General features: G+C 33.0%; 12 protein-coding genes. 4 read left to right on the top strand and 8 right to left on the bottom strand.

Going from position 1 to position 10,594, the window contains the following annotated elements; translation table 11 throughout:
- Positions 1 to 39 precede the first annotated feature (39 nt).
- The 3 genes from PQ463_RS12870 to PQ463_RS12860 form a co-directional block, all read right to left on the bottom strand.
- Entirely contained in the window at positions 40 to 261 is a 222-nt protein-coding gene (locus PQ463_RS12870) for a DUF2795 domain-containing protein (RefSeq protein ID WP_007138072.1), read from the bottom strand.
- Between the two features lie 263 nt (positions 262 to 524).
- Positions 525 to 1,094 (bottom strand): cob(I)yrinic acid a,c-diamide adenosyltransferase, encoded by a 570-nt coding sequence (locus PQ463_RS12865; RefSeq protein ID WP_111378383.1) that lies wholly within the window; start codon positions 1,092 to 1,094, stop codon positions 525 to 527.
- Between the two features lie 147 nt (positions 1,095 to 1,241).
- Positions 1,242 to 1,934, bottom strand: a complete 693-nt coding sequence (locus PQ463_RS12860; protein WP_111426669.1) for an ABC transporter ATP-binding protein — start codon at positions 1,932 to 1,934, stop codon at positions 1,242 to 1,244.
- A 293-nt stretch (positions 1,935 to 2,227) separates the two neighbouring features.
- On the opposite strand from PQ463_RS12860, the gene PQ463_RS12855 reads away from it, so the two are divergent.
- Positions 2,228 to 2,887, top strand: coding sequence for a DUF6565 domain-containing protein (locus PQ463_RS12855; protein WP_274254062.1), 660 nt, complete (start codon positions 2,228 to 2,230; stop codon positions 2,885 to 2,887).
- A 55-nt stretch (positions 2,888 to 2,942) separates the two neighbouring features.
- Here PQ463_RS12855 and PQ463_RS12850 read toward each other — a convergent pair whose 3' ends face one another.
- The 5 genes from PQ463_RS12850 to PQ463_RS12830 form a co-directional block, all read right to left on the bottom strand.
- Positions 2,943 to 3,722, bottom strand: coding sequence for an O-methyltransferase (locus tag PQ463_RS12850; RefSeq protein ID WP_274254061.1), 780 nt, complete (start codon positions 3,720 to 3,722; stop codon positions 2,943 to 2,945).
- Between the two features lie 23 nt (positions 3,723 to 3,745).
- The gene (locus PQ463_RS12845) at positions 3,746 to 4,225 is read right to left on the bottom strand and encodes an FKBP-type peptidyl-prolyl cis-trans isomerase (protein ID WP_274254060.1); all 480 of its coding nucleotides are present in this window, start codon (positions 4,223 to 4,225) and stop codon (positions 3,746 to 3,748) included.
- Between the two features lie 88 nt (positions 4,226 to 4,313).
- Positions 4,314 to 4,679, bottom strand: a complete 366-nt coding sequence (locus tag PQ463_RS12840) for a four helix bundle protein (RefSeq protein ID WP_274254059.1) — start codon at positions 4,677 to 4,679, stop codon at positions 4,314 to 4,316.
- A 78-nt stretch (positions 4,680 to 4,757) separates the two neighbouring features.
- Entirely contained in the window at positions 4,758 to 6,620 is a 1,863-nt protein-coding gene (locus PQ463_RS12835; protein WP_274254058.1) for an ABC-F family ATP-binding cassette domain-containing protein, read from the bottom strand.
- Positions 6,621 to 6,709: 89 nt separating this feature from the next.
- Positions 6,710 to 7,672 carry a T9SS C-terminal target domain-containing protein gene (locus PQ463_RS12830; protein ID WP_274254057.1) on the bottom strand — a complete coding sequence of 321 codons (963 nt, stop codon included), beginning with the start codon at positions 7,670 to 7,672 and terminating at the stop codon, positions 6,710 to 6,712.
- A gap of 337 nt (positions 7,673 to 8,009) precedes the next feature.
- Here PQ463_RS12830 and PQ463_RS12825 point away from each other — a divergent pair, with 337 nt between their 5' ends.
- From PQ463_RS12825 to gmd, 3 genes are read left to right on the top strand one after another with little or no spacing between them, the layout of a single operon-like run.
- Complete coding sequence (locus tag PQ463_RS12825; protein WP_274254056.1) at positions 8,010 to 8,435, top strand: adenylyltransferase/cytidyltransferase family protein; 426 nt, start codon at positions 8,010 to 8,012, stop codon at positions 8,433 to 8,435.
- Between the two features lie 14 nt (positions 8,436 to 8,449).
- Positions 8,450 to 9,400 carry a GDP-L-fucose synthase family protein gene (locus PQ463_RS12820; RefSeq protein ID WP_274254055.1) on the top strand — a complete coding sequence of 317 codons (951 nt, stop codon included), beginning with the start codon at positions 8,450 to 8,452 and terminating at the stop codon, positions 9,398 to 9,400.
- 33 nt (positions 9,401 to 9,433) lie between these two features.
- Complete coding sequence (gene gmd / locus PQ463_RS12815; RefSeq protein WP_274254054.1) at positions 9,434 to 10,561, top strand: GDP-mannose 4,6-dehydratase; 1,128 nt, start codon at positions 9,434 to 9,436, stop codon at positions 10,559 to 10,561.
- Positions 10,562 to 10,594: the final 33 nt, after the last annotated feature.

Raw genomic sequence — 10,594 nt, 5'->3', positions numbered from 1 at the left:
AGTCTCTATGATGAGAGACTTTTTCCTTTGGTTTATTTTTTAATATTCATCCTCATTCCAAAGATAATCTTCGTCTGTTGGATAATCAGGCCAAATTTCTTCCATTGATTCATATATCTCACCTTCGTCTTCGATTGATTGAAGGTTTTCTACTACCTCTAATGGAGCACCTGCTCTAATGGCGTAGTCAATAAGTTCATCTTTGTTAGCAGGCCATGGCGCATCACTTAAATAAGATGCTAATTCTAATGTCCAATACATCTGTTATCTGTTTAGTTTGTGCAAAAATAAATTTTTTACTGAAAAAGACAAGTAAATTTTGATTTATTTTAATAAAATTTAAGAACGTCTCTTTTTAAATCCCAAAAATGAATTTTAAATCCCAAAATTTAAATTCCAAATTCCAATAAAAAGCCTTTGAATACCAGTGACTTAAACTCCAAACTCCAATTTATAATCGAAGTTTTTTTTCTTTTTTTAAATTCGAAAAGAATTTAATTCTTCCTTTGGAATTTCCAGAAAATTTATTTTCTGGGTATCCATTTCACTTCATCCGCTTTTAAGTCTGAGGACAACTTTCGTGCCAAGACAAAAAGGTAGTCAGAAAGTCGGTTTAAATAGGTGATTGCTATTTCAGGAACATGTTCATTATGACTTAAATGCACTGCTAAACGTTCTGCGCGACGGCAAATACAGCGTGCTATATGACAATGTGACACGGTTGGATGGCCTCCAGGTAAAACAAAATGAGTCATTGGCGGAAGACTTTCGTCCATTTTATCTATTTCGTTTTCTAATAATTCAATATCCGAATCAATTATGCCTAGATTTTCTAAGCGTAGTTTTCCGTTTTTTAAAACTTCTTTTTCCTGTGGAGTTGCCAAAATGGCACCAACCGTAAAAAGGCGGTCTTGAATTTCGATTAAAATAGTTTTGTAATGCGAATCCATTTCTTGATCGCGGATTAATCCGATATAAGAATTTAGTTCGTCGACAGTTCCATAACTGTCAATTCTGATATGGTCTTTTGGTACTCGAGTTCCTCCAAAAAGAGCCGTTGTTCCTTTGTCGCCTGTTTTGGTATATACTTTCATTTTTTTTTAAGATGCTAAGGTTCTGAGATGCTAAGATTCTAAGTTTTTCTTTCTTTGAGCTTATTTTTTTGCTTTGTCGAAAGCTGTTAGGATCGTGCTAAAATTATAAGTTTTCTTTTGCGATTAAACGATTAATCAAATAAACGATTAAACAGTTTTTCTTGTGTCACTTTCAATCAGTCCATCTCTTAAACGAATAATTCTATGCGCATAAGCAGCGATATCTTCTTCGTGAGTTACTAGAATTACAGTATTTCCTTGTGCGTGAATATCTCCAAAAAGCTTCATGATTTCTACTGAAGTTTTACTGTCTAAGTTTCCTGTTGGCTCATCGGCTAAAATAATCGATGGTTTGTTTACTAAAGCTCTTGCGACTGCAACACGCTGGCGCTGTCCTCCAGAAAGCTGATTTGGCTGGTGATCCATTCTGTCTGCGAGATTAACCTGTTTTAAAACTTCGGTTGCACGGGCTATTCTTTCAGATTTTCCATAACCAGCATAAATCATTGGCAAGGCAACATTATCTAAAGCAGTAGTTCTTGGTAAAAGATTGAAGGTCTGAAAAACGAAACCAATTTCTTTGTTTCTAATTTCGGCCAGTTCATCATCTTTCATTTTGCTGACATCTTTTCCATTTAAAATATAACGACCCGAAGTTGGTGTGTCTAAACAGCCTAATAAATTCATTAATGTAGATTTTCCTGATCCGGAAGGCCCCATTAAAGCAACATATTCGCCTTTTTGTATTTCTAGATCTATTCCTTTTAAAACATAAACGATTTCGTTTCCTAAAGTAAAATTTCGTTTTATGTCGGTTATTTTAATTAATGGTTCAGCCATTTGAGTTTACAATTTTGGATTTAAAAGTACAAAACACTTTTGAATAAGTAGTTGATAATTGGTTTTTGTTACAAAATCACTTACGCTAATAAACGTATCGAAACGAGTAATAAAATATGATTTTCAAAAGCAAAAGAGTTATATGATTTGGTTTTAATTTTGTGTAATTCGCATTATTTTTAATGTTTTATAGTTTTAATATGTTTTTTGTTTTTAAAATGTGACAATAATGTAATTTATTAAAATTGGTATTAAGTAAATTTGATATATAAATTAATTAAATAACTAAGATTATGAAAAATATAAAAATAGCTATAGGAATTGCATTACTAGTATTAGGGTTTGCATCGTGTAAAGATGAAAAACAAGAAAAAGCTCAAAAAACAGTTGAGAACTATGTAATCTACGTTGATTCTGTTAAAAATGTGGCAGCAGCCGATTTAAAAGACAATTGGAAAAGTGTAGAAGCCGAATATGACAGAAGATCTCTGGAAGCGCAAGCTGCTTTAGCAGATATCAAAGATAATGCTGCTGCAACTGAAAAAGTAAATGCAAGTAAAATTAAATACGAGGAATTTAAAAATGAAATGACCGCCCAATTTGCCCCTCCAGCTCCTAGTCCGAAACAACAATTAAGAGACGCCCTGTTTGGTGCAGGAAAAATTGGTGACGATATGAGTTTCAGTTGGGTAAATGCTCAAAATATTCATAGCGTTTATCAGCAGTTTGTTCATACTGTAGAAAATAATAAAGACAGATATTCTCGAGAAGACTGGGATGAAATTAAATTAATGTATGAAGCTCTTGATAGTCGTAAAAATACAGTTGAGAAAGAAGGTTTGTCGGCAGAAGATAACCGAAAAATTGCTGGTTTAAAAATCAAATTTGCACCAATGTATACTGTAAATAGAATGGGAGCGAAGTCTGAAGAAAATAAAGACGCAAAAAAATAAGATTTTAATATGTTTTCAATTAAACAAAAAGACGATCATTTTTGATCGTCTTTTTTTATGCTCGTATTATAAAATGTTCTTTCGGCTGTTCTCTTCTAAAGAATACAAATCCCCATTGAAAAGTATCAATTGTGACTTTTACCATCGGATGATTTTTAATTAGTTCCCAAGCTTCTTCCATTTCGGGAGACCAATGAATATCGTCGAAAATCCAAACAGAATCATTGTCGATAGTTGGCAGTAAAAGATCAAAATATGCTAAAGTTGCTTTTTTAGAATGATTCCCGTCAAAATATATCAGATTGTAATTTGTGGCTTGAATGTTCTCAGAAACTAAAAAAGATTCAAATTCAGAAATTACATTTTCAACATTCTTACAATCAAATTCAGCCAATTGATTTTGGGCAACATTTGCGGTATTTGGGCAGCCTTCAATTGTAACTACTTTTGCTTTCGGATTTCCTAAAGCCAAAGCAGAAGTTGCTAAGCCTAAAGAAGTCCCTATTTCGAGGATGTTTTCTGGCTGAAAATAATTGGTAACTCGAAACAATAATTCAGCTCGTTTTGGCGAAATTCCCGCTGTTTGCGCAATTTTAGAAATCTGTCTTCTGTTTGATTTAAAAACTCTTGATCCTGCTCCAAAATCAGTCACTTCTATAAAGTTTTTATTTTCTAAAAGCGTTTTTCTGTATTTTTTTAGAATTGCATATTCAGGTTTGGATTTCTTATCGTAGAAGCATTTGGTAAGCAGGCTAAAAACGAACGGCGAATGAACCGCGTGTTCATTTTTAGAATGCCAAAGAAATTTTAAATAAGATTGTATTTGAAATAGCATTTTTACTTTTCAGGGTACAATAATTAGTTTACTGAAATTAGTTCAATGTCAAAAATAAGTACAGAACCAGCAGGAACACCTCTTGGATCGTCATAACTTCCATAACCTAAATGTGATGGTATTAGCAAAATTCCAGTTCCTCCTTCTTTAAAAAACGGAATTCCTTCTTTCCAACCTTGAATTACTTTATTTAATGGGAAAGTAGCACCAGCAGCATCTTTGCTTTGGTCAAATGTTTTGCCAGATGTATAGTATCCTTTGTATTTTACAGTTACAGTAGATAGTACACTTGGTTGTTTTCCTGTGCCTTCTGTTTTGATTATGTAATATAATCCTGTGCTTGTTTTTGTTGCTGTTAAATTGTTTTTAGCAAGATAATCAGTGATTTCTTTATCATTTTGTGCCGTATAATCCTTTGGTGGTGGTAGGATATCGTCAGGAGTAGAACTAGAACACGAAACGAAAAGTGTCAATGTAAATAATGCGATTAATAATTTTTTCATGTGGTATTTATTTTAAAAGTCGTAAATATAAAGAATTAATTTTAGTCTCAGTCTCGGTCGCAGTTTTCAGTTTGTGCCAGTCTTAGTTCTATCCACAACCAAACTTACTTGGATTATTTATCATATAATTTATCAATCTTCCTATTTCAAGACTTTTAACATTTAGTTTTTCAAATGTTTCTTTTGTAATGTATTGGCATTCTAATGAAAATTCAAGCCATGTATTTGTTTCTGAGTTTTCAGCATCACTATCAGTTAATTTACTTATAAAATGATTTGTATATCTTCTTTTTCTATAGAACTCAGCAATATTAGCGCTAACGCTTCTCGATGATCGTCGTATTTGATCTGTTAAAGAAAATTTTTCTTCTTTGGGAAACGTCTTTGACAATTCAAAAATTTCCATAGCAAGTTCAAATGACTTCTTATAAGCTAATAATTCTTTAAAATCCATGTTTTTTTTGCTAAATTAGGATTTTTCTTTCAGTTTAAGAAAAACTGAAAACTGTCACTGCGACTGAAAACTAAAAATTTATCCCTCAAGTTTAGCCGAAAGTTCAAACCAGCGTTCTTCTTTAGCGTCTATTTTATTAATTATATTTTGAAGTTCGTTCGCTTTTTTCTCGATATCGGCATCAGCAACTTTTCCGTCAGAGAATAATTGTTCGATTTTAGCTTTTTCAGCTTCAAGATCTTTAATCTCTCGTTCGATTTTCTGATATTCTTTCTGTTCGTTAAAGCTTAAATTTCCTGTCGGATTATTTTGTTTCCAATCTTTCTTTTCGGCTTTGTTTTCTTCTTTTTGAGCAACATCGGCGCTGTCTTCGTAAGCTCTAAAATCAGAGTAGTTTCCTGGGAAATTTTCGATAACTCCGTCTCCTCTAAAAACAAATAAATGATCGACAATTTTGTCCATAAAGTAACGGTCGTGAGAAACTACCAATAAACATCCAGGGTAATCTAAAAGGAAACTTTCCAAAACGTTTAGTGTTACAATATCCAAATCGTTTGTTGGCTCATCCAGAATCAAAAAGTTTGGATTCTGAATTAAAACGGTACATAGATACAAACGCTTTAATTCACCTCCGCTCAGTTTTTCGACGTAATCATATTGTTTTTTAGCATCAAAAAGAAAACGCTCTAATAGTTGAGAGGCCGAAATAATTTTTCCTTTTGCCAACGGAATATATTCTCCGTATTCTTTAATGACATCGATAACGCGCTGTCCTGGTTTTGGATTAATTCCAGATTGTGTATAGTATCCGACTTTTATAGTGTCACCTTTTACAACGCGACCACTGTCTGGCGGAATTGTTCCTGTAAGCAGATTTAAGAAAGTAGATTTCCCAGTTCCGTTTTTACCAATAATTCCAATTCTTTCGCCACGTTGGAAATCAAAACTAAAGTTATCAAGAATAACTCTGTCTTTAAATTTTTTAGAAAGTTTATGAAGCTCAATAATTTTGCTTCCCATTCTTTCCATATTAATTTCAAGTTCAACTTTATTTTCTTTTCGTCGGCTTTGCGCTTTTTCTTTAATAATGTAAAAGTCGTCCTGACGCGATTTAGATTTGGTTGTTCTTGCTTTTGGCTGGCGGCGCATCCATTCTAATTCTTTTACAAAAAGGTTTTTTGCTTTGTCAACACTAGCATTTTCAGAAGTGATCCTTTCTTCTTTTTTCTGAAGGTAATAAGAATAGTTCCCTTTGTATTGATATAGTTTTCCGTTGTCTAATTCGATAATTTCGTTGCAGACACGCTCCAAAAAGAAACGGTCGTGCGTTACCATAAACAGCGTAATGTTTTCTTTGGCAAAATAACTTTCAAGCCATTCGATCATTTCTAAATCCAAATGGTTGGTTGGCTCATCCAAAATCAATAAATCTGGACGGTTGATTAGAATTATAGCCAATGAAAGACGTTTTTTCTGTCCTCCAGAAAGATTCTTCACTTTAAGTTTAAAATCTTCCAGTTTTAATTTGAATAAAATCTGCTTGTATTGTGTTTCAAAATCCCACGCATTATGCTGGTCCATAGCATCAAAAGCTTTTTGATAAGCTTCTTCGTCTGAAGGATTTTCTAAAGCTTTTTCATAAGCCTCAATAACTTTTAAAGTTTCATTATCTGAAGCGAAAATACTTTCTTCAATCGTTAGTTCATCTTGAAGATTATTGTCTTGCGAAAGAAATGCCATTCTGATTCCTTTCCTTAAAACAACTTGTCCTGTGTCTGGTTCTTCCAATCCGTTAATAATGCTCATTATGGTGGTTTTTCCAGAACCATTTTTTGCGATAAAAGCGATTTTTTGATCTTTATTAATCCCAAAAGAAATGTTGTCAAAAAGGACTCTTTCGCCAAATGACTTTGATATATTTTCTACAGATAAGTAATTCACTTTGTAAGTATAAGTTATAAATTATGAGTTATGAATGTTTCTAAAACATAACTTTCTGCAAAAGTAAACTATTATCTTGCATTTGCGAATTATTTATGGAGATACAAGCTAAGGATAGAACTCAAATCAAAATAATGAATTTGCTGCGGATTGTTTAAAACAGGTTTCCGAACAAGAGATTCATTCGTAATAAAATAATGGAGGCCATCTTTTGTTGCAATTCCTTCTACTTGATGAAAGGGAAGTTTTAAATCGATTCGCCTTTTGTTTCCAGACAAAAAATCCTGATTTTTAAAATCATAAAGCAGATATAAAAACGGTTTTCCGACCTTAGTATAACCGCACAAAGTAATGAGTTTTTTATCTTCTAAATAGGTTGCACCCGTAACCAAACCTTTGGTGTCGAGTGTTGATTTAAATTTTGCAGTTTGTGTTCCTTTTTGTTTCGACAAAACATAAATATTGGTTTTGGATGATTTCCATTGCTTGGTAAAAAGATAAATGCTGTCTTTGGAAACAATAAAAGCTTCGCAATCAAAATCAGTTTTGTTAGGTTTTGAAGGAGAAAAATCGGTTTGATCGGAATAGGTGAAAGAAATGGTTTCAATATTTGGATTGCCTTCCAGAAAAGATTTTTTATCGATTTTAAGAATTTTCAAATCCGAACGATTTCCAGAATAATTGTTTCCAAAATCTCCAATATAGATATTTGTGTTGTCTTGCGAAATTTCTTCCCAGTCGTGATTCACTGCCTGTTCCAAAACAATTTTCTTTTTAATTTTTCCTAAAGAATCCAGTCCATAAATCGTTTTGTCGTGATCATCATTATGTGTCCAAAGAAGATTTTCGAAGGCGATTAATCCAGAAGTTTCTTTTATGGAATCACTCAAACGAATGGAATATTCGGGTTTTAGTTTCAGGTTTTTATTGCTGAGTTTACCAGTGTTTATTGCTTTAGAATTGTAATTTTTAGCTTTTACATCTGGATGCACTTCATTTTGACTATAAGCTGAAGAGATAAGTAGGCCCCAAAGTACTAATATTCTAATCATTTGATTAAGGTTTATTAAGAAAGTAAAAATAGGGTTTAATGTCTGAAAAATAGGAGCTAATTGCTATAAATGTCTTTTTGCCCCATTTTGGAGATAACCCCTAAAGGTTTTATTTGTGATAAAATAAGATAATTCTTTCTTTTTGCCTTGTATCCTACCTTTACGTTAGGCTACTTTTGCAAAAAAATAAGAACATAAGCCTACGACATATTTAAGGAAGGTTTGTGTATATAATCAAAATCAGATTTGATCCCAGTTTATGTGAGTGGGAGTAGCGAAGCTGTGCCAGTCAGCTAAGAATTTGACAATTATAAATAAATAAACTAAAGTCTAAGAAATGAAGATAGGAATAACTTTTAGCGCTTTTGATTTACTGCATGCAGGCCATATTAAAATGTTAGAAGAAGCAAAGCAGATATGTGATTATTTAATAGTGGGATTACAAACAGATCCAACATTAGATAGACCAGAAAAAAACAAACCTGCTCAAACTGTAGTTGAAAGATACATTCAGCTGAAGGGATGCAAGTTTGTAGATGAAATTGTTCCTTATTCTACAGAACAAGACTTAGAAGATATCCTAAGAGCTTTTAAAATTGATGTTCGCATAATAGGCGATGAATATCAACATAAACAATTTACTGGTAGAAAATATTGTGAAGAAAAAGGAATTGAGATTTATTTTAACAAACGTGATCATCGTTTTTCGAGTAGTGGGCTTAGAAAGGAAGTGGCTGTTAGGGAGTTGGCTAAAGTGCAATAAAGTATTTTGAGATTATGAAAAAGGATAGCAGAATTTATATTGCAGGTCATAAAGGAATGGTAGGTAGCGCCATTTGGAAAATTTTGGTTGAAAAAGGATTTACAAATTTAATTGGGCTTTCTAGTGCAGAATTAGATTTAAGAAATCAAAAATCAGTTTATGATTTTTTTGCCGGCAGCCAGCCTGAAATTGTGATTGATGCGGCCGCTCGTGTTGGGGGAATCTTGGCTAATAATGATTTTCCATATCAATTTATAATGGAGAATATGCAAATTCAAAATAATCTAATTGATGCTGCTTTGCGCAGTGGAGTAGAAAAGTTTATTTTTTTAGGAAGTTCTTGTATTTATCCAAAATTAGCTCCACAACCGTTAAAAGAGGATTATCTGTTAACAGATGCTCTAGAACCAACCAATGAATGGTATGCTATTGCAAAAATTTCGGGTATAAAAGCTTGTCAAGCTATTAGAAAACAATTTGGAAAAGATTATGTAAGTCTTATGCCAACAAATTTGTATGGTCCACATGACAATTTTGATTTAAATACTTCACATGTTTTACCAGCTATGATTCGAAAATTTCATGAAGCTAGAATAAATGATAACGCCCCAGTAACTCTTTGGGGGAGCGGAAAGCCAATGCGAGAGTTTTTGTATGTCGATGATATGGCTAAAGCGGTTGTTTTTGCTTTAGAGAACAAGCTGCCTCACTATTTATACAATGTAGGCACAGGCCAAGATCTAGCAATAGAAAAATTAGCCACAATTGTGCAGCAAGTTACTGGCCATACTGGAAAGATTATTTGGGACGCTGACAAACCTGATGGCACACCTAAGAAACTTATGGATGTCTCAAAAATGCATAAACTTGGATGGAAGCATGAAGTAGAACTTTATGAAGGGATTAAAACAACTTACGATTGGTTTTCAAAAAACATTGAAAATTTTAAGCAGATAAAATTATAAAGGAACACTATACTGTCCAAAATTGAATAAAATATGAAAGTAGCACTTATTACAGGAATCACAGGTCAGGACGGATCTTATTTGGCTGAATTATTATTAGAAAAAGGATATCAGGTACATGGAGTAAAAAGACGTGCATCGTCTTTTAATACACAGCGAATAGATCATCTTTATCAGGATCAGTATGAGTCGCATGTGAATTTCAAATTGCATTATGGCGATTTGACAGATTCAACTAATATTATCAGAATTATTCAGGAAGTACAGCCTGACGAAATTTATAATTTAGGAGCAATGTCTCATGTAAAAGTATCTTTTGATTCTCCAGAATATGTAGCAAATGTTGATGGAATTGGGACTTTGCGCATTTTAGAAGCAGTTAGGATATTAGGACTTGAGAAAAAAACAAAAATTTATCAGGCTTCAACTTCTGAATTATATGGAGGTTTGGCAGATAATAAGAATGAAAAAGGGTTTTATGATGAGAACTCTCCATTTTACCCACGTTCTCCATATGGTGCTGCTAAAATTTATGGTTTTTGGATAACAAAAAATTACCGAGAAGCATATAATATGTTTGCCTGCAATGGTATTTTGTTCAATCATGAATCTCCAAGACGAGGAGAAACTTTTGTGACCAGAAAAATTACAAGAGCAACTGTCAGAATTGCACTAGGGTTGCAAAATAAATTGCACCTGGGAAATTTAGATGCTAAACGCGATTGGGGACATGCTAAAGATTATGTTAGGATGATGTGGATGATTCTTCAGGCTGATAAACCTGAAGATTGGGTAATTGCAACAGGTAAGACAACTACTGTTAGAGATTTTGTACGTATGAGCTTTGCTGAAGTCGGAATTGAGTTAGAATTTATTGGCAATGGAGTTGATGAAAAAGGGTATGTAAAAGCTTGTAATAATTCTAATTTTCAAATAGAGATTGGCAAAGAAGTATTGGCAGTTGATCCTAAGTATTTCAGGCCTACAGAAGTCGATTTGCTGATCGGTGATCCAGCTAAAGCAAAGAGTAAATTAGGCTGGGATTGCAATTATGATTTACAGGCTTTAGTGACAGATATGATGCAAAGTGATTTGGAACTCATGCAAAAAGATCAATACTTGAAAGAAGTTGGGTATAAAACTTTAAATTATTTTGAGTAATTTTTGATATTCCGCTTTTAAACTGAAAACCAT

Origin of the sequence: Flavobacterium sp. KACC 22763 (assembly GCF_028736155.1) — a bacterium.
Taxonomy (GTDB): Bacteria; Bacteroidota; Bacteroidia; order Flavobacteriales; family Flavobacteriaceae; genus Flavobacterium.
The sequence above is the reverse complement of the archived record's forward strand: the minus strand, read 5'-3'. Positions and strand labels throughout refer to the sequence as shown.

Excerpts from the sequence above, each read along its gene's own strand:
- PQ463_RS12845 (WP_274254060.1), bottom strand. The coding sequence starts at position 4,225 with ATGAAAAAATTATTAATCGCATTATTTACATTGACACTTTTCGTTTCG.
- PQ463_RS12825 (WP_274254056.1), top strand. The coding sequence starts at position 8,010 with ATGAAGATAGGAATAACTTTTAGCGCTTTTGATTTACTGCATGCAGGC.
- PQ463_RS12855 (WP_274254062.1), top strand. The coding sequence starts at position 2,228 with ATGAAAAATATAAAAATAGCTATAGGAATTGCATTACTAGTATTAGGG.
- PQ463_RS12865 (WP_111378383.1), bottom strand. The coding sequence starts at position 1,094 with ATGAAAGTATATACCAAAACAGGCGACAAAGGAACAACGGCTCTTTTT.
- gmd (WP_274254054.1), top strand. The coding sequence starts at position 9,434 with ATGAAAGTAGCACTTATTACAGGAATCACAGGTCAGGACGGATCTTAT.
- PQ463_RS12860 (WP_111426669.1), bottom strand. The coding sequence starts at position 1,934 with ATGGCTGAACCATTAATTAAAATAACCGACATAAAACGAAATTTTACT.
- PQ463_RS12830 (WP_274254057.1), bottom strand. The coding sequence starts at position 7,672 with ATGATTAGAATATTAGTACTTTGGGGCCTACTTATCTCTTCAGCTTAT.
- PQ463_RS12850 (WP_274254061.1), bottom strand. The coding sequence starts at position 3,722 with ATGCTATTTCAAATACAATCTTATTTAAAATTTCTTTGGCATTCTAAA.
- PQ463_RS12820 (WP_274254055.1), top strand. The coding sequence starts at position 8,450 with ATGAAAAAGGATAGCAGAATTTATATTGCAGGTCATAAAGGAATGGTA.
- PQ463_RS12840 (WP_274254059.1), bottom strand. The coding sequence starts at position 4,679 with ATGGATTTTAAAGAATTATTAGCTTATAAGAAGTCATTTGAACTTGCT.
- PQ463_RS12870 (WP_007138072.1), bottom strand. The coding sequence starts at position 261 with ATGTATTGGACATTAGAATTAGCATCTTATTTAAGTGATGCGCCATGG.